The organism is Campylobacter sp. MIT 12-8780, assembly GCF_006864535.1.
Lineage (GTDB): Bacteria > Campylobacterota > Campylobacteria > Campylobacterales > Campylobacteraceae > Campylobacter_D.
In genome coordinates, this window is sequence record NZ_QHLL01000006.1 from 40,979 (window position 1) to 62,753 (window position 21,775).

Below are 21,775 nucleotides of genomic sequence, written 5' to 3' on the forward strand. Positions count from 1 at the left end.
AATGGCATATGAAGCAAGTGTGATAGAAAAAAAATGGCAGCAATTTTGGCAAGAAAGTGAGGCTTTTGAGCCAAAAGATGATTTAAGCCTAGCTAAAAAATATATCTTATCTATGTTTCCTTATCCAAGCGGACGCATACATATGGGGCATGTAAGAAATTATACCATAGGCGATGCGCTTGCAAGACACTATAGAAAAATGGGCTTTAATGTGCTTCACCCCATAGGCTTTGATAGCTTTGGTATGCCTGCTGAAAATGCTGCTATAAAACATAAAATTCACCCTAAAACTTGGACTTATGAAAATATAGCTTATATGCAAAAAGAGCTTTTTTCTTTGGGCTTTTCTTTTTCAAGAAAACGTATGCTAGCAACTTCTGATCCCCTTTATACCAAATTTGAGCAAGAATTTTTTATCAAAATGTTTGAAAAGGGGCTTATTTACACAAAAGATGCCCTTGTAAATTGGTGCGATCATGATAAAACTGTGCTTGCAAATGAACAGGTTGAGGATGGAAAATGCTGGCGTTGTGGACATGAGGTTATCCAAAAAAAAATGCCTGGATACTATGTAAAAATCACTGCTTATGCAGATGAGCTTTTAGCTGGACTTAAGGAGCTTGAGGGTAAGTGGAGTCCTCAGGTTTTAACTATGCAAGAAAATTGGATAGGCAAGAGTTATGGGCTTGAGTTTGCTTTTAAACTTGATGATGAAAGTGCTTTAAAGGCTGAAGCTTCTTCTTTTGAGGTTTTTACAACAAGGGCTGACACACTTTTTGGTGTTTCTTATGTGGCTTTGGCTCCAGAACATAATATAGTAAATGCTTTGCTTGAAAAAAACTTACTTGATGAACATACAACACAAAAGATTAAAGCCATACAAAATCAAAGCCCAAGAGAAAGGCAGATGAATGACAAAGAAGGCTATTTTTTAGGGCTTTACGCCCTTCATCCTTTAACAGGAGCAAAAATTCCAGTTTGGGTAGCAAATTTTGTTTTGGCTGATTATGGTAGTGGGGCAGTTATGGCTGTGCCAGCTCATGATGAAAGAGACTTTGAATTTGCTAAGAAATATGATTTGACTATAAAACAAGTCATTGATGATGAAAATTACGATCCAAGCAAGGCTTATACAGATAAAAAAGGCAAGCTTATTAATAGTGGCGAATTTGAAGGCTTAGAATGCAATGAAGCAAGAGTAAAGATAGCGAAGAAATTTGAGCAACTTGGCATAGGCAAAACAATTACTAATTTTAAAATTCGTGATTGGGGCGTTTCAAGGCAGAGGTATTGGGGTTGTCCTATACCTATGGTGCATTGTAAAAGCTGTGGTTTAGTCAGTGAAAGGCTTGAGAGCTTACCTATAACCCTGCCAGATGATGTAAGTATCACAGGAGAGGGCAATCCTTTAGAAAAGCACCCCACTTGGAAGCATTGTAAATGCCCAAAATGTGGACTTGAAGCTCAAAGAGAATGTGATACTTTAGATACTTTTTTTGAAAGCTCTTGGTATTATGCGCGTTTTGCAAGTGATGAAAAAACTTGGCAAGAAAAGGCACTTGATGAAAAAAGCACGGATTATTGGCTTGGAGTAGATCAATACATAGGCGGTATAGAGCATGCTATCTTGCATTTGCTGTATGCTCGTTTTTTCCAAAAGGCTTTAAGGGATTTGGGGTATTTAAGAGCTGATGAACCTTTTGTGCGTCTTTTAACGCAAGGAATGGTGCTTAAAGATGGAGCCAAAATGAGTAAGTCAAAAGGCAATGTCATCGATCCAGATGAGATTATTAGCAAATATGGAGCTGATACAGCAAGACTTTTTATACTTTTTGCAGCCCCACCAGCAAAAGAGCTTGAATGGAATGCTGATGCTGTTGATGGAGCATATCGCTTTTTAGCAAGGCTATATGAAAGAGCCTTAAAGCTTAAAGGCAAAAGCTTAAAAGCTATAGATCAAAACGCCTTAAACAAGGATGAAAAACTTGCAAGACTTAAAGTCTATGAGGCTTTGAAAAAATCAAATGAATTATACGAGAGTAATTTTGCTTTTAATACCCTAATCGCAGCTTGTATGGAAGCTTTAAATGCTTTAAGTGTAGCAAAGAATGAAAATTTAGAGCTTGAAGGCTTTTATATACTTTTAAATGTGCTTGAGCCTATCATTCCTCACCTAGCAAGTGAGCTTTCAAACGAGCTTTTTGGGTGTGAAAATTTTAAAAAACTTGAGCTTTTAAGTGAGGTTTTTGTTAAAGATAGCTTTAATATAGGCGTAAGTGTGAATGGCAAAAAGCGAGCTGAGCTTGAAATAGAAGCAAATTTAAGCAAAGATGAGATTATAAGTAAGGCTAAAGAAAACGTGGCAAAATGGCTTGAGGGTAAAGAGCTTATCAAAGAAATTTATATTGATAAGAAGCTTGTGAATTTGGTTATAAAATGATAAAAACTTTATTTGCTTTGGGTATAAGCTTTTTGTTTATCGCGTGTGGTTATGTGCCAACAAGTAAAGTCGCTCAAAAAGTCTTTAGTGATAAGGTGTATGTTAGCGTTGAAATTTCGCCACAAGACCCACAAAATAGTGTTTTTGTCGTTGATACCTTAAGAGAAGTGATTATCAATAAGCTTGGCAAAAGCCCAGCCCTTAAAGAAGAAGCTGATGAAAGTATCAATGTAAGAGTAGGAAATCTTGACTTCACTCCAATAATCTATGATGAAAATGGCTATGTTATCGCATATAAAGCAAAGCTTAATCTTGAATTTAATGTTGTATTTAAAGATGGTAAAGAAGAGCTTATCAAAACGCAGGGGAGTTATGATTTTGCTATCTCGCCAAATAGTGTTATCAGTGATACAGCAAGGCTTGATGCGATGCGTTTTGCTTCAAGCGAGGCGTTTGATGAGTTTGTCTCTATAGTTGCGATTAAAGGACAGCACAATGACTAATATCAACGAGCTTGCAAAGCAAACCTTGCTTTTGCTCGGGCAACGAGGCTTAAAACCTACGCCAGAAAATTATACTGAAGTTTTTGAAGAACTTGCTTCAAAACGTGGTGTGAGTGGAGGCACCAAAGAAAAGGTAGAAAAATTTAAAGCTTTGCTAATCCCAGCACATCAAAATGATATCCAGCTTAAAAATATTAAGAACATTGATGAATTGCTTTTTTTTCTCATCTCAAAGATTAATCGCCAAAACAAAGAAAAATCCCCTCAGCTTTTTGAGTTTTTAAATATCATCATGAAAAGCTTGCTTGCAAGTAAAGATAAAAAGGTTAAAGATATAGCTTCTATGACTTTGGCTCGAATTTCAAAAGCAATGGATCTTGAAAGTATTTATTTGCTTGAAAAAAAATGGCAGCAATGGCAGCAAGATTATGAAGATCACGAACTTGAAGAAGAGCTTAAAAAATATGGTATCAAAAATGATGATTTTACTCTTATCATTAAAAAACTTCTTTTTCAGCTTAAGGCTCGATCATATGATAGATTTGCCAAGCTCATTGCTTTGTGCTTGCGTCCTTCTTTGCTTCATAGTGATAAGATTGCTGAATTTGAACAAAAACTTAAAGAAAAGCCCTATATCCTTGCTCTTGATCAGGACAAAAGCGATACTTTTAAAAATGAACTTTTAGAAATGGTCAATAAAAGAATCAGCACGGATTTAATCTTCGTGCAACAAAACCTTAATTTTTTTGATCAAAATCTCCAAAAGCTTAACCAGCTCATTGATTTGCTTAATAATATCAATCAAAACAATGTTGCTTTTGTGAATTCTTTACAAAAAGAACAAGATGGCAGCGTGAAAGTTTCTTTTGATGATTTGAAAAACAAATTCCTTGCTTTAAACGAAAAAATCACACATATTCACGCCCAGCTTCACAAGGCAAGTGATACCAAACAAAGAGAAAATTGGACGCTTCAAAAGCACATACTCAAGCTTGATGAAGTGTTTTTACAATATAAGATAAATTATGCTTTGTGCGTGTTTAGTGTTTCAAATTATCGTTTTATCATGGAAAAATACGGCGTGAGTAATTTAAGTGAAATTTTAGAACGATTTAAGAAAATTTTACAAGAAAATTGCGACGGAAACGACGAGCTTTGGATGCTTGATGAAAAGTCGTATTTACTTATCGTGCGTGCAAAAACTTACGAGCAAATTATCCCTTTTATGCAAAAAAATATCAATGAGATTGAGAATTTTAAATTTATTTATAAACAAGATGTCATCATTCCAAGCATAGTGAGCTTTTTTATGGATAAGGCAAGCTATCCTCACTTAAGTCTTTTAGATGAACTTTTAAAGAAAGTTAATGAAATTTAAAGCCTTTTTAGAACAAAAAGTAGAATACTCAACGCGAATCGATCGTTTTCGTGCGTTTAGTTTATATCACAAATACAAAAAAGACTTAAAGCTTAAACCCATCATTCATATCATAGGCACAAATGGCAAAGGCAGCACAGGACGCTTTTTAGCCCAGCTTTTATATAAGCTTGGCTTTAAAGTAGGGCATTTTACAAGTCCGCATATTTTTGAATTTAATGAAAGATTTTGGCTTGATCAAAAAATACTTGATGATAAAACCTTGCAAAAGGCTCATGAGCGTTTGAGTGAAATTTTTCAAAGTGATTTAGAACGTTTGAGTTATTTTGAGTATGCGACTTTTTTGGCTGTGATTGTGTTTAAAAAATGTGATTTTGTTATCTTTGAAGCAGGCTTGGGAGGAGAGTTTGACAGCACTTCTTTGTTTGAAAAAAGATTAAGTATTTTTACAAAAATAGGTTTTGATCATACTCAAATTTTAGGCAATAAGCTTGAAATGATTGCTCGAACAAAGCTTAAAGTTATGGCAAAAAAGGCTGTGATTGCAAACGAGCAAGAAGAGCTTGTTTTGCAACTTAGTCAAAAAATAGCCCTTTTAAAAAAAGCAAAGCTGTTTTATGCAAATGAGCTTTTAGATACTAATTTACTTAAAGCAAGCAAAGCTTACGCACAAAAGCACAAACTCCCTTCTTTTTTAGAACACAATCTCAATCTCGCACTTGCTGCTTTAAGAGTATTGCAAAATAAAACTCAAGCTTTTCATGTCATCAAAAAGCTTCAAAAGCTTGATTTAAGAGGCAGGTGCGAGCAAATAAGTGAAAATATCTTTGTTGATGTGGGACACAACGAGCTTGCAGCACGAGCTTTGCTTGAGAAATTTAAAGGACAAAAGCTTTGTTTGATTTATAATTCTTTTTTAGATAAAGATATTTTTGCAATTTTAAGAATTACTAAGCCTATAATTGATAAAATTATGATTTACAAATACGAAAGTCAAAGAGAGCTTGCTACAAAACATATTAAAGAAGTAGCTTTAAAGCTTGATATAAAGTGCGAGGATTTCATAAAACTTGAAAAAGATCGAACTTATCTTGTCTTTGGCTCTTTTGTTTTGGTGCAGCATTTTTTAAAGGAGCATTTTGAGACCGCATAAGCGTATGCTGAATAAATTTACCATTACAATCACTGATGTGAATGGCTCAAAGCATTTTTATCTTTCTCAAGTGATTAAGAAAATCGCTTTTTATCTTATCGCTTTTGTTTTGCTTTTTTTAATCTTTAGTGCTTTTTATATCCATTATCTGGACTCTAAAGTCAGCGAACTTGACGCAAAAAGAGAAGAGTTGATACAAAATAGCAAAGATTTAGTCATAAATAACGAAAAAATGCAAGCAAGTCTTGCTGAAAAAGCTGAACAATATGCCGCTATAGAAGATAAAATCGCCATTTTTGAAGAACAGCTTGGGCTTGGTAATGAAAATAATCTGACTTTAAATGCAAGACTTGAAAAGCTCAATCTTACAAACGAACAGCAACTAGGTGTTTTGCTTCAAATTCCAAATGGTTATCCTATAGAAAATAAAGGGATTTCTGGTAATTATGGCTGGAGGGATCATCCTATCTTAAAAAGGCAGGAATTTCACACTGGTATTGACTTAAGAGCAACCGTTGGCACGCCAATTTATGCTCCAGCAAATGCAGTTGTTGAGTTTTCAGGCTATAATAGCAATGGTTATGGTTATATGGTAACTTTACAGCATAATTTTGGCTTTAAAACCATCTACGCTCATATGACGCGAAAAGATGTGGTAAAACCCGGACAATTTGTTTCAAAAGGAGATCTTATCGGCTATACAGGTAACACAGGAGCATCAACTGGTCCTCATTTGCATTATGAGGTAAGATTTATCAATAAAACTTTAGAACCTCTGTATTTTTTGAATTTAGATCGTAAAAATATGGATAAATTTTTTAATCAAGAAAGGAGAGTGCCATGGCAATCTTTAATAAAAGCAATATCAACAGCAGCGTCTCAGAAACAACAGTAATTTCAGCAGGAGCAAGGATAGAAGGGCAATTTTACTTTGATTCTATGCTTCATGTTGATGGCGAGATCAGCGGTGTAATCCACTCACAAAGTGTGGTTGTTATCGGTAAAACAGGGATTGTTAAAGGACAGCTTAATGCTGATAAGGTCGTTGTGAATGGAATTTTTGATGGTGAGCTTGATGCCAACAATCTTGAAATTCTTATGGGTGGTTTAGTCAATGGAAACATTGCTGTAAAGGGCTTTGCTATAGAAAATGGCGGTAAGTTTAATGGCAATAGCAAGATCAAAGACGAAACACTTACACTTATTGAAAATACTGCTTCAAAAACCGAAGAATAAGCTTTGATTCAGGCTAAATTTTACGAGTTCTTGCAAAGCAAGCCAAAATGCGAACTTTTGCTTTGCGAGGATGATAAAGAAGCTGATGAGCTAGCTCAAGTTGCTTTATTTTTGGGCTTTAAAAGCTTTGTTTTGCCAGATTTTAGAGCAAGGCAAGATGATGATTTACGCCCTTTTTCAAAAGAGCTTTTTGAGCTTTGTAAGGTGCTTAATGCCTATCATCAAGAACAAAGTTCTCAAAAAATACTCATTTCTCCTTTGCATACTATCTTGCATAAATTACCCGGTAAAAAGCATTTAGAAAATATCAGGCTTAAACTTGGCGAGCATATTGATGAAAAAGCTTTAAAAGATGAGCTTGTCAGACTTGGTTATGACTTTGTAGATATAGTGCAAGATAAGGGCGAGCTGTCTTGGCGTGGCGAGGTTTTAGATATTTTTGCTATCAATGAAGAACAGCCCTTTAGGATACTTTTTTTTGGCACGCAAATAGAAAGCCTGCGGTATTTTGATATAAATACTCAAAAATCTATACAAAATGAACTTCAAGAGCTTTGCATCTGTCCTTTTTTGGCTCATTTTTCTCAAAGTGAGTTTGAACATTTGCAAAACAAGCTTGAAAAATTTGAAAATTCGGCTTTGATTAGTGATTTTAATTCTTTTGGTTTTTGGTGTATAGATGATTTTTGTGATTATTTAGAGCTTGATTTTAAGAGTATAAAAAGCTTTAAAGACTTAGAATTTGAAGGGCTAGATAAGGCTAAGCTTGAAAAGATTAATGCTAGAGTTTTACAAGATGCTAAGCATTATAAAGACTTGCAAAGCACTTATTCAAGGGATTTTTTTAGTTTTCATCAGGATAAAGAAATTCTCATACTAGCACGAAATGAAGCTCTTTTTAAGGCTTTAAATATAGAAAAAACTCCAAATTTAAGCTTGCAGATAAGCCCTTTAAGGCTTCATCTTATCAGTCAAGAAAAGATCATACTTTCTTTAAATCAAAAAACGCCTAAAAAACGCGTGCGAAAAGCAAGTTTAATCATCGATGAGCTAAGCAAGGGTGATTTTATCGTGCATCAAGATTATGGTGTGGGAAAGTTTTTGGGGCTTGAGATGATTAAGATTAGCGGAGTAAAAAAAGAATTTGTAGCTCTTTTGTATCAAAATGATGACAAGCTTTTACTTCCTGTTGAAAACTTATATATGATTGATAAATATATAAGCTCAAGTGTCCCAAGTATGGATAAGCTTGGCAAAGGCACTTTTTTACGCCTTAAAGAAAAGCTCAAAGAAAAGCTTTTTGCGATCGCTTCACAACTTGTGATACTGGCTGCTAAAAGGGCTTTAATCGAGCCTAAAAAAATTCATATTGATTATATAGAGCAGGCTAAATTTGTAGCAAGTGCAAATTTTACTTATACTGAGGATCAGACTAAGGCTTGTGAGGCTATTTTAGAAGATTTTCAAAGTGGTAGGGTTATGGATAGGCTTATCAGTGGGGATGTTGGTTTTGGTAAAACTGAAGTGGCGATGAATGCCATTTTACCGGTCTTAAAAAGTGGCTTTAGTGTGCTTTTTTTTGTGCCAACTACGCTTTTATCACATCAGCATTATAAAACCTTAAGCAAACGCTTTGCAAGTTTTGGTATAGAAGTTTTTAAATTTGATCGTTTTACAAGCACAAAAGAAAAAAAGCTTATAAAAGAAAAGCTTGATTTAAATACTCCTTGTGTGATTATAGGTACGCATGCACTTTTAAGCTTAAAATGTGAAAATCTAGCCCTTGTCATCATCGATGAAGAGCATAAATTTGGGGTAAAACAAAAAGAAAAGCTTAAAGAACTCAGCCACAATGCCCATGTGCTTTCTATGTCCGCTACGCCTATCCCAAGAAGTTTAAATCAAGCCTTAAGTCAGATCAAGTCGTATTCAAGCCTTCAAACTCCGCCTTTGCAAAGGCTTGATGTAAGAACTTATGTGAAAGAATACGATGAAGCCTTGCTTAAAGAAGTGATTGCTAGAGAGCTAAGAAGGGGCGGACAAATTTTTTATATACACAATCATATCGCAAGTATAGAACTTCGCAAAAAAGAGCTTTTAGAGCTATTTAAGGGTTTAAGAATTCTTGTGCTTCATTCACAAATTGACTCAAAAATTCAAGAAGAACAAATGCTTGAGTTTGAAAACAAAAAATACGATATGCTCCTTTGCACCAGCATAGTAGAAAGCGGCATAGATTTAGCTAATGTCAATACCATCATCGTTGAAAATGCTGATCGTTTTGGCATGGCTGATTTACACCAGCTTCGTGGCAGGGTAGGAAGGAGCGATAGGCAAGGGTATTGTTATTTTTTAGTTGAGGATAAAAATGCTATCACCAAAGAAGCCTTAAAACGTCTTGTGTCTTTAGAGAGCAATTCTTTTTTAGGGGCTGGTTCTGTGCTTGCTTATCATGATCTTGAGATACGAGGTGGGGGCAATTTATTAGGAAGCGATCAAAGCGGGCATATAGAGCAGATTGGATTGAGTCTTTATCTTAAAATGCTTGAAGATGAAATTAATGCCTTAAGTAAAAAAGAAGTGCTCAATGAAGAAAAAATAGACTTAAAACTTGGGGTAAATGCCTTTTTAAATCCAGAGCTAATCAATGAAGATCGCTTGCGTTTAGAGCTTTACAGGCGTTTAAGCAAGTGTGAAAGTGTAAATGAAGTCTATGAGATAGAAAGTGAAATCAATGATCGTTTTGGCAAGCTTGATACTTATACCCAGCAGTTTTTATCTCTTATCATCATAAAAATTCTAGGCTTAAAGCATTTTAAAAGCATTTCAAGTTTTGAGATGAATATACAATTTACCTATCTTGATGATACAAAAGAGCTGATAAAGGCTCGCAGTAAGGACGATGATGATGTGCTTGATGCTGTGCTTTCATTTTTAAGAAAAAAGCAAAGTGCGTAAAAAGGAGTTTTGATGAATGGGGCTGGGATTTTTGACTTTTTGATACATTTGAATTTAGATTATGAGGGCTTTGATTGGCTTGAAAATAGGGGCTTGAGTGATTTTGAGCTTCTTATTTCTGTGATTTTGACGCAAAATACAAATTGGAATAATGTCTTAAAAGCCTTAAACAACCTTAAAAACGCTCAAATTTCAAGTATAAAACAAATCGCAGAGCTTGAAAATGAAGAACTTGCAAGACTTATTAAGCCAAGTGGATTTTACAATACCAAGGCAAAACGTTTAAAAAATCTATGTGAAAAACTCATCAATGAGTATGAAAGCTTAGAAAATTTCAAAACAAAAGCCAGTAGAGAGTGGCTTTTAAATATCAAAGGGCTTGGCTTTGAAAGTGTTGATAGCGTGCTTAATTATCTTTGCAAGCAAGAATTTCTTGTCGTTGATAGCTATACTAAACGTTTAGCCCTAGCTCTAGGTTTTGAGTTTGAAAGCTATGAGGAGCTAAGGGAGTTTTTTCAAAGTGGGGTAGAAAGCGAGCAAGCAAAGCTTTGCAAGGCTTTGAAAAAAGACTATGAGCTGTATGAACTCTATCAAATTTTTCACGCTTTAATCATAGCCTTTGGTAAGGCTTATTTTAAAGGGGCAAAATTAAGCCTTGAAGGTGAAAAACTTTTAGCACAATTAAGGGCTTAAATTTAGAGCTTTTTTTAAAAAAGTCTTGACAAAAAAGAGCTATTTTGCTACAATCACACTTTTAATTTTAAAAATTCCGGATTAGCTCAGCGGTAGAGTAGGTGGCTGTTAACCACTTGGTCGCAGGTTCGAATCCTGCATCCGGAGCCACTTTTTATGTTTAATCTTTATCATAATTTTTCAAGATATTTCACCGCTTCATAAGCATTTTCTTTAACCATAACCTTTTGGGCAAGCAAACTTTCTTTGCTTTCATAGCCACAGCTTAAAGCAATACACCCAATTTGAGCGTTTTTAGCTGCTTGTATGTCAAGATGAGTATCACCGAGCATAAAAGCATTTGTTTTTTCTTTGCAAAGTAAGTTTAAAGCCTTAAGTATAGGCTCTGCGTCTGGTTTTGGCTTGATAACATCATCTCTTCCTACAATGACTTTAAAAAAATGCCCCACGCCTAAATGCTTAAGTAAAATTTGACTAAATACAGAACTTTTTGTCGTAACTACTGCTAAATCAGCAAATGAAAAAGCAAGCTCAAGAGCTTCTTTTGCTTTTTCTAAAAGTGTGGTTTGTTCAAGATAGACTTCTTTGTAAGCATTTTTATATACTTGAATGTATTTTTGAGTATCCTCAACCTTAATACCTAAATTTTTAAATATCTCATCTAAAGGCAAGCCTATCATATTTTTGATAGCTTCATCATCATGAAAATCATACTTAAAATACTCAAAGCTTTTATGAAAGCCGTGTAAAATAGCCGAAGTAGAGTCAATTAAAGTGCCATCTAAGTCAAATAAAATCGTCTTTTGCATAAAATTTCCTTGATGAGTATTGAAAAGAGGTGGTGGATTTAGCAGGACTCGAACCTGCGACCAACCGGTTATGAGCCGGTTGCTCTAACCAACTGAGCTATAAATCCGCCTTTAAAAGTAAGAAAGCAAAAATTATACTCTACATTTGCTTAATTTTAACTAAACGTTATAAAAACAAGTTGGATTTTTAAGCGATCAAGCACCCTTAAGTCCGATTTTAGTATCTAAAGCAAAATACCTAAAAGTGATAAGGTGCTGTAAAATTCCAAAAAACACCATAAAGGTTGTAAAAGAGCTTCCTCCATGACTGAAAAAGGGCAGTGGTATGCCAACAACAGGGGCAAAACCTATAGTCATAGAAACATTTACAGCCGTATAGATAAAGATAAACAAGGCAACGCAGTTTAATGCTACGCGCGTAAAATAATCATCTTTAAATTTAGCATTTAAGCTAAGCAAATGAAAGATTAAGAGCATATAAAGTAAAAGTAAAAATGCCCCTCCTATAAATCCAAAACGCTCCACAGCATACGCAAAAATAAAATCGCTTGTTGAGATAGGCAAGAATTTAAAATGCGTTTGGGTTGCTTCATCGCTATTTTTGCCCTTAAGTCCGCCGTTTCCAATAGCGATTATGGATTGCTGGACTTGATAGCTTGGCTTTTCGGCTAAAAAATCATGAATTCTTTGCTTTTGATATGGCTTTAAAAAATGCGTGTAAATGATAGGCGAAGATACGGCGATGACTAAAAAAATACTCAACCAAATTTTATAATTCACTCCTATGATAAAAAGCGTGCCAAAACCAACGATAAGTAAAACCGTCGCTGTGCCAAGGTCAGGTTCTGCAGCGATGAGAAAAAAAGGCAAAAGTATATAAAAGCTAAGCTTTAAAAAGCTTTTGAGCTTATAGCCATTTTTAGGCGGAGGATCGCGGTAGATAAGATAAGCAAGCATTAAGATAAAAGAAGGCTTAAGAAGCTCTGAAGGCTGTATGGTAAAGTGTGTAAATGGTACCTCAAGCCATCTTTTTGCTCCAAGTTTTTCAACGCCAAAAATATCGACACTTAAAAGCAAAAAGATATTGATCCAATACAGCAAAGGTATAAGCCATGCAAGCTTTCTAATAGGAAGTATGAAAAAAAACGAAAAGCACAAAAAGCCTACTAAAGTGTAAATGAGCTGTTTTTCAGCCAAAAAAGAGCTGACTTCAGCCACCAAAATAAAAGAAATGGCGATGATTGGCAAGATCAAAGCAGGTTGGACAAAATCAAAGTGAGTGAGAATTCTTCTATCAAATAATTTAATCACTTAAAAAGCCTTAATAAATTTGTAGTATTATACGCTAAGATTTTAACTTTGCAAAGGATAAACGCTTTAAAATGCAAAAAATTTTAGTCAGTGAAATTTCAAGACTTGATATTTTTTTGAGTAAAAATTTACAGCAAAGTCGCCATCAAATCGCTGCTTTAATCAAAAATGGTGGCGTAAAAGTCAATGATCGTCTTGAGCTTAAGCCTTCTTTTAAGCTTAAAATAAATGATGAAATCAGCATTCAAAAGCTTGAAACTTCACCAAAACAAAGCAAATTTGACTTTGATTTTGATATAAATGTTTTATATGAAGATGAGGATTTACTCGTCTTAAATAAGCCACCAAAGCTTGTCGTGCATGCAGCTTTAAGCGTAAAAGAAGCAACTTTAGTTGATTATCTTTTGGCTAAAAATTACACGCTTTCAACTCTAGGCGGCGAGCTTCGAGCAGGCTTAGTACATAGGCTTGATAAAGATACGAGCGGAGCTATACTTATTGCTAAAAATAACGCTACGCACAAGGCTTTAAGCGAACAACTTCTGGATAAAAGTATGGGGCGTTTGTATTTAGCGTTGAGTGATCTGCCTTTAAAAGAAAATTATATGCTTGTAGAAAAAGCATTGGCAAGAAATCCGCACAACCGCCTTAAAAAAATAGCCCTTGATCCACAAAAAGCGAATTTAAACGGAGCAAAAAGTGCAAAATCAGCTTTTATCAATTTGCTTACCAAAGAAGATAAAACAAGCCCAGCTCTTATAGCAGCAAAGCTTTTTAGCGGACGCACGCACCAAATAAGAGCTCATTTAGAAAGCTTAAATCGTCATATTTTAGGCGATGAGCTTTACGGCTTTAAGGGAGCAAAGTATGAAAGAGTGATGCTTCATGCGTATTTTTTGTATTTTATACACCCAAAAAGTCAAAAAAAACTTTGTATTAAAGCGCCAATTTATGATGATTTTTATACAATTTTACAAACACATTTTACACAAGGAGAACTTGATGAAAAAACTTCATTTGAGTCTATTTACTCTGCTTTTAACGCTCATATTTAATGCGTGCGGTTTAACTATGCAAAACCAGCAAATGAGCGTAAATGAGGATTTGCCAAGCGTGCAAACACTCAAGCATATCAGCGATATGAGTAGCGTTGCTTTTGAGTGGAATTCTTTTTATAATGAAAATATACAAGGATTTTTGCTCTATAAAAGCACGCCAAATGAACCTGAAATGAAGCTTGTTGCAACGATTAAGAACAAATTTCAAACCCATTATGTTGATACCTCGCTTGAGCCTGATACGACTTATCTTTATACGATGAGAACCTTTAATGAGTTTAAGCAAATTTCAAGCGAAGGTGTTTTAATCGAAGTAAAAACAAGCCCAAGACTTCAGCCTTTGCCTTTTGTGCAAGCTATTAATGGCTTACCAAACAAAATCAAGCTCATTTGGCGTCCCCACCCTGATCTTAGAGTGCAAGCTTATGAGATACAAAGGGCAGAGCAAGATGGAAATTTTAAAACTATAAAGGAACTTAAAAATCGTTTGGAAGCTGAATATATTGATGATGATTTAAAACCTAATCAAAATTTTCAATACCGCATTTTTGCTAAAACCTTTGATGGCGTGTATTCAGAATCAAGTCAAATTCTAAACTCTACCACCAAAGCTTTACCACCGCAAATCACGCATTTATCAGCTACAACTGATCTTGCAGGACGCATACTTTTAGCTTGGGATAGTCCAAACTTTGAGGACTTTGCGTATTATAAAATTTATGCAAAAAATTCAAGCTTACTCCCTTTTTCAGAGCTTGCACGAACACAAAGTAATAACTATGAAGATAGGGTAAATGAAGTAGGCAAGAAAAAAGAATACAAAATCACTATCGTTGATAAAGACGGGCTTGAAAGCACAATGCCAGAGCATTCAGTAGAAGGTAAAACCCTTGATGCTCCGCTTGCTCCAAGTATCACTTTAACAGCTATTGTGGCTGATGGTATTGATCTTGGTTGGACGCCAAATGATGATAGAGCGGTAAGCTATACACTTAAACGATATGGCGGAGGCGATGTGATCTTTAAAGAGATTAGCGAAACAACTTTTAAAGATACTACAGCCGTGCAAGGACAAAGCTATACTTATGAAGTCATTAGCGTAGATAGCAATGGCATTGAATCTAAACCTTCAGCTAGAGTAAGGGTAGGCGGTTAATGCCAAATTTTAAATGCAAAGGTGTTAAGCCACTTGTTTTGCCTTTTATGCAAGAAGAAGTAAGCTTTTTGTGGGCTTGTCATGATACACGCTCAAGCTTGCTTTTTACAAAGGTAGCTGATGAGTGCTTTTTCTTGCAAATTGTGAAACAAAATGAGGCTTTTGTGATTAAGGCTGAAAAGCACAGCAAACCAACGCAAATTGGCTATGTGCAAAAGGCTTTGCTTGTGTTTAAAAACGCTTTTGCTAAAGAGGTGATTAGTGAAGCTTTTGCGCTTAAAAAGACACATTTGCTTAAAAAAAACAAATTCATCGAAAATGATATTTTATCTTTGCTTGAAAATGTGCAAAAATTTGAAAAGGCATATTTAGAGATAGGTTTTGGCTCGGGTAGGCATTTGCTCTATCAGGCACGAGAAAATCCTAACATTTTAATGCTAGGTGTTGAAATTTACACACCAGCTTTAGAACAAGTTGCAAATTTAGCGATGAAAGAGCGTTTAGATAATGTTTTGCTGACACAAAATGATGCTAGACTTTTGCTTAGCGTGCTTAAAAATCACTGCCTTGCAAAAATATTTTTGCATTTTCCAGTGCCTTGGGACAAACAGCCTCAAAGAAGGGTTGTGAGTTTTGATTTTGTAAAAAATTGCCAAAGAGTGCTTCAAAAAGGTGCTTGTTTTGAGTTAAGAACAGACAGCAAGGCGTATTTTGACTTTACTTTAGAGCAGTTTTTAGCCCTACAAACCTGCAAAGCACAGATTAACAAAAACGCAGATTTGGGCGTTACGAGCAAATACGAAGCAAGATGGAAAAGACAAGAAAAAGATATATATGATCTATGTGTATATAATGAAACTTTTGATGATAATGAGCTTGCGTGCTTTGATTTTAAATTAAAGGATTTTAAACCCTTAATGAGTGTAGAAAAACTCAAGCAAAACTTTAAAAAAAGGCATTTTAGGGGTGAGGATTATTTTTTAAGTCTTGAAAATGTGTATATCAAAGACGAGCAAAGCGTGGTGCTTAAAATTGCTTTTGGTAGCTTTTATAGCCCAGAACATACGTATTTGCTGTTTGATGAAAAGCTTTCATTTTTGTTTAATGAGCCTTTTAAGACAGAGCAAAATTATAAAGCTTTACAAAAACTTCTAGACTTTTTAAATCAAGAAATTTAAAAATCAAGGGCTTAAATTTCTTGATTTTTAAGATAAAATAGAGCATAATTTAGAATTTAGTTTTTTATTAAGGAAAAGTATGCCAATTATGATTCGAGCGCAGAATTTATCTTTAGGTTATGATGAATTAGTCATCGAGCGGGCGAATTTTTCTTTTAAAAATGATGATTTTGTTTTTATTACCGGAAAAAGTGGAAGTGGAAAATCCACACTTTTAAAATCATTTTACGCAGATTTAGAGCCTTTATCTGGACGTCTTGAGGTGTGTGGTAGTGTGATTAATGGTATCTCAAATAAAGAGCTTTTGCAACTTCGCCAAAATATAGGCATTATCTTTCAAGATTATAAGCTCATCAAAGAATACAGCATAGAAAAAAATGTTATGTTGCCTTTGATGATTAAAGGTTATTCTAAAAAAATTTGTCAAGAACAAAGCGCGAAGCTACTCAGCCATGTTGAACTTACTTTTAAAGCAGATAAAAAACCAGATCAGCTTTCTGGCGGCGAACAGCAAAGAGCAGCTATGGCTCGGGCTTTAGCTCATAATCCCAAGCTTTTGCTTTGCGATGAGCCAACTGGGAATTTGGACGAATACTCTTCAGATATTATCTGGACGCTTTTAAAATCAGCAAGAGAGATACTTGGCACTTGTGTTGTTGTCGTAACGCATAGAATTCCAAGCAATCTTAGGCTTGAATACAGACGCTTTGATATAGAAAGTGGAAAAGTCAATGAAATCATTTAAAACACATTTAGGGCTTATTTTGCCACTTCTTTTTATGATGTTTGCTTTTGAGTTTATACTCATCATCAATCAAACCGTAAAACATTATGAAAGTCTTTTAAACAAAGATTATAGCATTATCATAGCCAGCTCAAAAGAACTTTCTCAAACCAGCGTGCAAAATCAAATTCCATCGCTACAAACCTTGCAAAGCCTCGATACAAAAAGCTTTATGCAAAGGCTTAAAAACGATGTCTCAGCAAGCAATCTTGCTGCTTTAGAACGTTCTTTACCACACTTTTATAGCCTTAAACTTAATCACCTACCTACTCAAAGCGAGCTTAAAGAGCTAAAAGATAAGCTTTCAAAAATGCCAAATGTGATTCGAGTCGAGGCTTTTGCAAAGACTTATGATAAAATTTATAGCTTGCTTGTATTGATTAAATTTGTCTTTTGGTTGTTTTTATTTATCATCATCTTGCTTTCTTTTGTGCTCTTTTTAAAACAAATGCGAATTTGGCTTTTTGAGCATACTGAAAGGGTTGAGATTATGTGTCTTTTTGGCGCTCCTTTTTGGTTTCGCTCTTTTATGTTATACAGGGTAGTTTTGTTTGATTGTTTCATTGCCTTTTTAATCTTGCTTGTTTTTTTCACTCAAATTTTTTCTCTTGGTTTTATCCAAAGTGCGTTAAATGCTGTAGATATTAGTTTGCCAAAGATGAATTTTATCTTACATTTAAGCATTATCTTTGCTTTAAGTTTGCTTGTGTCTTTACTTTGCGTAAATTCGGTAATGTTTAAGGTTAAAAAATGAAAATTTTGTGGCTTTTAGTGCTACTTTTTGTTTTTTCATTTGCTGATGAGTTGAGTCAAAAAACAAAGGATTTAAAAGAGAGTGAAAGGATAAGCAAGCAACTTGGAAAAAAGCTTGATGACTTAGCTAAGGATATTTTAGCAAGCGAAAAAAACCTTAACAATCTTGCCGGACAAATTCAAAAACTCAGCCAAGAAACACTAAAGCTTGAAGAAAATGCAAAGCTTCAAAATAAAGAGCTTAAAACCTTAAATTCGCAAAATCAAGATTTGCTTAAAGACAAAAACGCTATGGAAAACAAACTTGTGAGTTTAATCGCTGAAAATTTTGCCTTTGATTTGCCCATACCAAGCGGATATATAGAAAGTGAAGAAAGCTTTATCGCTTTTGAGCTTTTAAATTCGCTTGATGAGGTGCTGAAAGAGGAATTTTATAGACTTTCAAAGGATTATGAGCTTGTTTCAAAGCAGATCAATGCAAAACAAGCTCAAATCGATAAAATCAATACAAATTTAAAAAAATACAACGATGATTTAATTAAGCTTGAAAAGCTCAAACTTGAGCAAATTGATGAGATTAAAAGACAAAAAACAGACAAGGATATTTATACAAAAAAGCTTAATGATGTGCAAAAACAGCAAGTCGAGCTAAGAAATACCCTAGCTGAACTTAAAATCGTAAGCGATAAACAAGAAAAAGCGAGCAATACTTCTTCTTCAAGCAACAATCAAGCTGTGCGTCAGCTTGGCTCAAGCTATCAAAATACAGCTGTTAAAAAATACAAAGGACAAAAGACTATAGCTCCACTTGATTCTTTTACCGTTAAACAAAAATTTGGTAATTTTACCGATCCCATTTATAATATCAAAATTTTTAATGAAAATGTGATTTTGCGTTCAAAAACAGCTGACGCAAGGGTTAAAAGTGTGTTTGGTGGCAAGGTTGTTTTTGCTAAAGAGACAAATTTACTCCAAAGAGTAGTCATTATCGAGCATAATAACGGACTTCATACGATTTATGCTCACTTAGATAAGATTGCACCTACACTTAAGGTAGGCAAAAATGTCAAAAAAGGCGAGGTTTTGGGTAGGGTAAAAAATGATCTTACTTTTGAGGTAACTCAAGAGAAATTTCACATCAATCCTTTAGAATTAATTAGCCTAAATTAACTAATTTTAAAGGCTTTTAGAGTATAATAACAGCTTAAAGGAGATGAGGTATGCAAAAGAAAAAACGAGTTTTGGTTAAATTTTCAGGCGAGGCTTTGGCTGGAGATAACGGCTTTGGCATTGAAAATTCAGTACTTAAATATATCGCTTCGCAGATCAAAGAGCTACTCATTAATGATGTAGAAGTTGGCATAGTTATAGGCGGGGGCAATATCATAAGAGGCGTTACAGCGGCTAAAGATGGGCTTATCAAGCGCACAAGTGGCGATCATATGGGTATGCTTGCAACCGTGATTAATGCTATAGCCATGCAAGAAGCCTTAGAAAGTGCTGGACTTGATGTAAGAGTGCAAAGTGCGATACAAATGGAAGCTTTTTGTGAAACTTATATTATGAGACGCGCTCAAAGACATCTTGAAAAAGGACGCGTTGTGATCTTTGCAGCTGGCACCGGAAATCCTTATTTTACCACTGATACAACGGCTGTTTTAAGAGCTGTTGAAATCGAGGCTGAAGTTATCATTAAAGCGACTAAAGTTGATGGGGTGTATGATAAAGATCCGCACAAATTTGATGATGCTCAGTTTTTACATACAATCAGCTATGAAAGAGCCTTGCATGACAATATCAAAGTCATGGACGATACAGCTATAGCCTTAGCAAAAGATAATGCACTTCCTATCATCGTGTGTAATATGTTTCACGAGGGTAATTTGCTTAGAATCATACAAGGTGATATGAGTATTTGCTCTGTGGTTAAAAATCAAGAAAATTAAATAAAGGAAAATCAATGCAAAGAATAGAAGAAATTGCTGCAAAAGCTTTACAAAAAATGGGAAATGATCGCTATAAACTTTCTTTAGTTGTGGCAAAAAGAGCTGAAGAGCTTGCTAATGGGGCTATGCCTTTAGTGGATTTGGATAAGAATAAAGTCAAATTTGCTGATATCGCTCTTTATGAGATCGCAGAAGAAAAAATCACCCTAGAGAGTGGCATTGAAAGTAATCGATGAAGAGCTTATGCTTGATAAACTCATCGAAGATATCAAGCATTGCAAAGACTTAGATCAAGCTACAAATTTACTTTTTAAGGTATATGCACCAAGTGAGGATCTTAAAAGAGCGGTTGCGTTTTGTACGCTTGCTCATGAAGGACAGGTTCGAAAGAGTGGTGAAGCTTATGCTGTGCATCCTATCTTGGTGTCTGCTTTGGTTGCTTTTTTAAGTTCAAATGAAGCTATGATTATCGCGGCTTTGCTTCATGATGTGATCGAGGATACGCCACATGGCGAAGAAGAACTAAGAAAGGACTTTGGATCTGAAGTAACTAGGCTTGTTCAAGGGCTGACTAAGATCACTGAGATTAGAGAGGATAATTTCAACTCAAAAGTGAGTAAAAATCTTGCCAAATCAGCCCTAAGTTTTAGGAATATGCTCCTAGCAAGCATAGAAGATGTGGGTGTTTTGGTGATCAAGCTTTGCGATAGATTGCACAATATGCTTACCTTAGGAAGTTTAAGAGAGGATAAGCGCAAAAGGATTAGTGAAGAAACCTTAGTAGTGTATGCTCCTATAGCCCATAGGCTTGGAATTTCAAGTATTAAAAACTATCTTGAGGATTTAAGCTTTGAGTATTTGATGCCAGATGAGTTTAAGCAGATTAACAACTATATCAATTCAAACGATCAATATATGCAGTTAAGTTTAAATGAGTTTATCTCAAAAGTCGAACTTTTATTTAACAAAAACGGCTTTAGACAAGGAAGTTTTGAGATACACAAACGCATTAAGCATAGCTATTCTGTTTATCTTAAAATGCAAAGAAAAGGCATTTCTATAGAAGAGGTGCTTGATTTGCTTGGGGTAAGAATTTTGGTTGAAAATACGCTTGATTGCTATATCGCGCTTGGGATTTTGCATACTCATTTTAATCCTCTTGTGTCTCGTTTTAAAGACTATATAGCCTTGCCAAAACAAAATGGTTACCAAACCATACATAGCACACTTTTTGATACTAAAAATATCATCGAAGCTCAAATTCGCACCTTTGATATGCATAAAATCGCTGAATTTGGTGTAGCTGCACATTATAAATACAAAGAAGGTTCAGCTGTTGCTACACCTAAGCTTGATTGGATTAGTGATCTTTCTATGCAAAATTCAAGTATCAATGCAAACGAGGGGGATTATAACGCTGTTGAATTATACGAATACGCCAAAGATAGCCTTTATATCGAAGATGTGGCGGTGTATTCTCCAAAAGGAGAGATTTTTACTCTACCAAGGGGTGCGACTGTGCTTGATTTTGCTTATGAAGTGCATACTAAAATAGGGCTTCACGCAAAAACAGCCTATGTCAATCGCGTTAAGGTTCCGCTTTTAACTGAACTTAAAAATGGCGATATTGTCCGCATAGTTACTTCAAATGATAAATTATACCGCTGTTCATGGATAGATAGTGTAAAAACTGCTAAAGCAAAGGCTAATATTAGAGAATTTTGCAAGCAAAAGATCAAAGAGATTGACTTAGAAAGTGCAGTAAATATCCTTGCCTTTGTTTTTAATGAAAGTCATCAAACTATTCTAAAATGGATAGATGATGAAAGGTTAAATAAAAGAATTCGCCAAATCAGCGTCGATAGCGTGTATTTTAAAGATGTGGTGAATATGCTTAAAAAATACGCTAAAAAATCTTATCTTTTTGATAAATACGAGCTTAAGGAGCAAAAATTTGGCAATATCATCGTCTTAAGTAATCACAAAATCGCCAATATGGACTTTGATTTTTGCTGTCGCCCTAAAAGAGGCGATGGAGTTGTGGCATTTGCTGAAGCGGGTAATGCTGTGCTTCATCACAAACTTTGCGAAAAGGCTGATAAAATGCTTGAAGAGCAAAAGCCTATGGTTTTTGTGGAGTGGAACAACGATGCAACGCAAAGCTATAAAATCATCTTTTCACTGGAAAATAAAAAAGGTGCTTTGGCTGAGTTTTTAACTACCTTATCCAAAATGCAAGGCAATGTACTTTCCATAACTCTAGCAAACGCGCAAAATTCAAGTCTAGATTATTTTGAAGCACATATAGAATTTCCAGATAATACAAAAATCGAAACTATCAAAGAACGTTTAAAAAATCGTTATAAAATTTTGGATTTTACTTCACTTAATGACGCATATAATGGCAAATAAAGGATAT

At 34.9% G+C, this 21,775-nt stretch carries 19 protein-coding genes and 2 tRNA genes; 18 read left to right on the forward strand and 3 right to left on the reverse strand.

What is annotated here, in order from left to right; genetic code table 11:
• The first annotated feature begins 1 nt into the window (after position 1).
• The 9 genes from leuS (at position 2) to DMB95_RS05810 (ending at position 10,511) form a co-directional block, all read left to right on the forward strand.
• On the forward strand, positions 2 to 2,440 hold the full coding sequence (leuS, locus tag DMB95_RS05770) for a leucine--tRNA ligase (protein WP_142931290.1): 2,439 nt from the start codon (positions 2 to 4) through the stop codon (positions 2,438 to 2,440).
• Positions 2,437 to 2,943 (forward strand): LPS assembly lipoprotein LptE, encoded by a 507-nt coding sequence (lptE, locus tag DMB95_RS05775; protein WP_137632226.1) that lies wholly within the window; start codon positions 2,437 to 2,439, stop codon positions 2,941 to 2,943. Before leuS ends, lptE begins: the two co-directional genes overlap by 4 nt.
• Positions 2,936 to 4,321: a hypothetical protein gene (locus tag DMB95_RS05780; RefSeq protein ID WP_142931291.1), complete on the forward strand. Its 1,386-nt coding sequence runs from the start codon at positions 2,936 to 2,938 to the stop codon at positions 4,319 to 4,321. The genes lptE and DMB95_RS05780 overlap by 8 nt, the downstream gene beginning before the upstream one ends.
• A complete protein-coding gene (locus DMB95_RS05785; protein WP_142931292.1) occupies positions 4,311 to 5,474 on the forward strand; it encodes a Mur ligase family protein in 1,164 nt (387 codons plus the stop codon). Before DMB95_RS05780 ends, DMB95_RS05785 begins: the two co-directional genes overlap by 11 nt.
• 4 nt (positions 5,475 to 5,478) lie before the next feature.
• On the forward strand, positions 5,479 to 6,369 hold the full coding sequence (locus DMB95_RS05790; RefSeq protein ID WP_142931367.1) for a M23 family metallopeptidase: 891 nt from the start codon (positions 5,479 to 5,481) through the stop codon (positions 6,367 to 6,369).
• Entirely contained in the window at positions 6,315 to 6,710 is a 396-nt protein-coding gene (locus DMB95_RS05795; protein WP_142931293.1) for a bactofilin family protein, read from the forward strand. The genes DMB95_RS05790 and DMB95_RS05795 overlap by 55 nt, the downstream gene beginning before the upstream one ends.
• 6 nt (positions 6,711 to 6,716) lie before the next feature.
• Complete coding sequence (locus DMB95_RS05800; RefSeq protein WP_142931368.1) at positions 6,717 to 9,668, forward strand: DEAD/DEAH box helicase; 2,952 nt, start codon at positions 6,717 to 6,719, stop codon at positions 9,666 to 9,668.
• A gap of 12 nt (positions 9,669 to 9,680) precedes the next feature.
• Positions 9,681 to 10,361: an endonuclease III domain-containing protein gene (locus tag DMB95_RS05805; protein WP_142931294.1), complete on the forward strand. Its 681-nt coding sequence runs from the start codon at positions 9,681 to 9,683 to the stop codon at positions 10,359 to 10,361.
• A gap of 75 nt (positions 10,362 to 10,436) precedes the next feature.
• Positions 10,437 to 10,511, forward strand: a tRNA-Asn gene (locus tag DMB95_RS05810).
• 20 nt (positions 10,512 to 10,531) lie between these two features.
• On the opposite strand, the gene DMB95_RS05815 is transcribed toward DMB95_RS05810, so the two are convergent.
• The 3 genes from DMB95_RS05815 to DMB95_RS05825 all read right to left on the reverse strand — a co-directional run bounded on the left by DMB95_RS05815 (position 10,532) and on the right by DMB95_RS05825 (position 12,478).
• Positions 10,532 to 11,170 (reverse strand): HAD family hydrolase, encoded by a 639-nt coding sequence (locus DMB95_RS05815; protein ID WP_142931295.1) that lies wholly within the window; start codon positions 11,168 to 11,170, stop codon positions 10,532 to 10,534.
• 30 nt (positions 11,171 to 11,200) lie between these two features.
• Positions 11,201 to 11,277: transfer RNA gene (locus tag DMB95_RS05820), tRNA-Ile, on the reverse strand.
• 88 nt (positions 11,278 to 11,365) lie between these two features.
• On the reverse strand, positions 11,366 to 12,478 hold the full coding sequence (locus DMB95_RS05825) for an FtsW/RodA/SpoVE family cell cycle protein (protein WP_142931369.1): 1,113 nt from the start codon (positions 12,476 to 12,478) through the stop codon (positions 11,366 to 11,368).
• A gap of 74 nt (positions 12,479 to 12,552) precedes the next feature.
• Between DMB95_RS05825 and DMB95_RS05830 the strand changes: the two genes are divergently transcribed.
• The 9 genes from DMB95_RS05830 to DMB95_RS05870 all read left to right on the forward strand — a co-directional run bounded on the left by DMB95_RS05830 (position 12,553) and on the right by DMB95_RS05870 (position 21,768).
• Positions 12,553 to 13,536: an RluA family pseudouridine synthase gene (locus DMB95_RS05830; protein ID WP_142931296.1), complete on the forward strand. Its 984-nt coding sequence runs from the start codon at positions 12,553 to 12,555 to the stop codon at positions 13,534 to 13,536.
• Positions 13,484 to 14,695 carry a fibronectin type III domain-containing protein gene (locus DMB95_RS05835; RefSeq protein WP_142931297.1) on the forward strand — a complete coding sequence of 404 codons (1,212 nt, stop codon included), beginning with the start codon at positions 13,484 to 13,486 and terminating at the stop codon, positions 14,693 to 14,695. Before DMB95_RS05830 ends, DMB95_RS05835 begins: the two co-directional genes overlap by 53 nt.
• Complete coding sequence (gene trmB, locus DMB95_RS05840) at positions 14,695 to 15,873, forward strand: tRNA (guanosine(46)-N7)-methyltransferase TrmB (RefSeq protein WP_142931298.1); 1,179 nt, start codon at positions 14,695 to 14,697, stop codon at positions 15,871 to 15,873. The genes DMB95_RS05835 and trmB overlap by 1 nt, the downstream gene beginning before the upstream one ends.
• Positions 15,874 to 15,952: 79 nt before the next feature.
• The gene (locus DMB95_RS05845; protein WP_137632235.1) at positions 15,953 to 16,618 is read left to right on the forward strand and encodes a cell division ATP-binding protein FtsE; all 666 of its coding nucleotides are present in this window, start codon (positions 15,953 to 15,955) and stop codon (positions 16,616 to 16,618) included.
• A complete protein-coding gene (locus DMB95_RS05850) occupies positions 16,605 to 17,411 on the forward strand; it encodes an FtsX-like permease family protein (protein ID WP_142931299.1) in 807 nt (268 codons plus the stop codon). Before DMB95_RS05845 ends, DMB95_RS05850 begins: the two co-directional genes overlap by 14 nt.
• On the forward strand, positions 17,408 to 18,580 hold the full coding sequence (locus DMB95_RS05855; protein WP_142931300.1) for a murein hydrolase activator EnvC family protein: 1,173 nt from the start codon (positions 17,408 to 17,410) through the stop codon (positions 18,578 to 18,580). Before DMB95_RS05850 ends, DMB95_RS05855 begins: the two co-directional genes overlap by 4 nt.
• Positions 18,581 to 18,630: 50 nt before the next feature.
• Positions 18,631 to 19,356, forward strand: a complete 726-nt coding sequence (gene pyrH, locus DMB95_RS05860) for a UMP kinase (RefSeq protein ID WP_142931301.1) — start codon at positions 18,631 to 18,633, stop codon at positions 19,354 to 19,356.
• A 14-nt stretch (positions 19,357 to 19,370) separates the two neighbouring features.
• The gene (locus DMB95_RS05865) at positions 19,371 to 19,592 is read left to right on the forward strand and encodes a DNA-directed RNA polymerase subunit omega (protein ID WP_137632239.1); all 222 of its coding nucleotides are present in this window, start codon (positions 19,371 to 19,373) and stop codon (positions 19,590 to 19,592) included.
• A 7-nt stretch (positions 19,593 to 19,599) separates the two neighbouring features.
• Positions 19,600 to 21,768, forward strand: coding sequence for a RelA/SpoT family protein (locus DMB95_RS05870; protein ID WP_142931370.1), 2,169 nt, complete (start codon positions 19,600 to 19,602; stop codon positions 21,766 to 21,768).
• Positions 21,769 to 21,775 lie beyond the last annotated feature (7 nt).

Bases quoted from the DNA above. Each gene is read 5' to 3' on its own strand.
- DMB95_RS05855 (WP_142931300.1), top strand. From the start codon at position 17,408: ATGAAAATTTTGTGGCTTTTAGTGCTACTTTTTGTTTTTTCATTTGCT.
- DMB95_RS05805 (WP_142931294.1), top strand. From the start codon at position 9,681: ATGAATGGGGCTGGGATTTTTGACTTTTTGATACATTTGAATTTAGAT.
- DMB95_RS05835 (WP_142931297.1), top strand. From the start codon at position 13,484: ATGAAAAAACTTCATTTGAGTCTATTTACTCTGCTTTTAACGCTCATA.
- DMB95_RS05790 (WP_142931367.1), top strand. From the start codon at position 5,479: ATGCTGAATAAATTTACCATTACAATCACTGATGTGAATGGCTCAAAG.
- trmB (WP_142931298.1), top strand. From the start codon at position 14,695: ATGCCAAATTTTAAATGCAAAGGTGTTAAGCCACTTGTTTTGCCTTTT.
- DMB95_RS05795 (WP_142931293.1), top strand. From the start codon at position 6,315: ATGGCAATCTTTAATAAAAGCAATATCAACAGCAGCGTCTCAGAAACA.
- DMB95_RS05815 (WP_142931295.1), bottom strand. From the start codon at position 11,170: ATGCAAAAGACGATTTTATTTGACTTAGATGGCACTTTAATTGACTCT.
- DMB95_RS05785 (WP_142931292.1), top strand. From the start codon at position 4,311: ATGAAATTTAAAGCCTTTTTAGAACAAAAAGTAGAATACTCAACGCGA.
- DMB95_RS05780 (WP_142931291.1), top strand. From the start codon at position 2,936: ATGACTAATATCAACGAGCTTGCAAAGCAAACCTTGCTTTTGCTCGGG.
- DMB95_RS05830 (WP_142931296.1), top strand. From the start codon at position 12,553: ATGCAAAAAATTTTAGTCAGTGAAATTTCAAGACTTGATATTTTTTTG.
- leuS (WP_142931290.1), top strand. From the start codon at position 2: ATGGCATATGAAGCAAGTGTGATAGAAAAAAAATGGCAGCAATTTTGG.
- DMB95_RS05865 (WP_137632239.1), top strand. From the start codon at position 19,371: ATGCAAAGAATAGAAGAAATTGCTGCAAAAGCTTTACAAAAAATGGGA.
- pyrH (WP_142931301.1), top strand. From the start codon at position 18,631: ATGCAAAAGAAAAAACGAGTTTTGGTTAAATTTTCAGGCGAGGCTTTG.
- lptE (WP_137632226.1), top strand. From the start codon at position 2,437: ATGATAAAAACTTTATTTGCTTTGGGTATAAGCTTTTTGTTTATCGCG.
- DMB95_RS05870 (WP_142931370.1), top strand. From the start codon at position 19,600: ATGCTTGATAAACTCATCGAAGATATCAAGCATTGCAAAGACTTAGAT.
- DMB95_RS05850 (WP_142931299.1), top strand. From the start codon at position 16,605: ATGAAATCATTTAAAACACATTTAGGGCTTATTTTGCCACTTCTTTTT.
- DMB95_RS05845 (WP_137632235.1), top strand. From the start codon at position 15,953: ATGCCAATTATGATTCGAGCGCAGAATTTATCTTTAGGTTATGATGAA.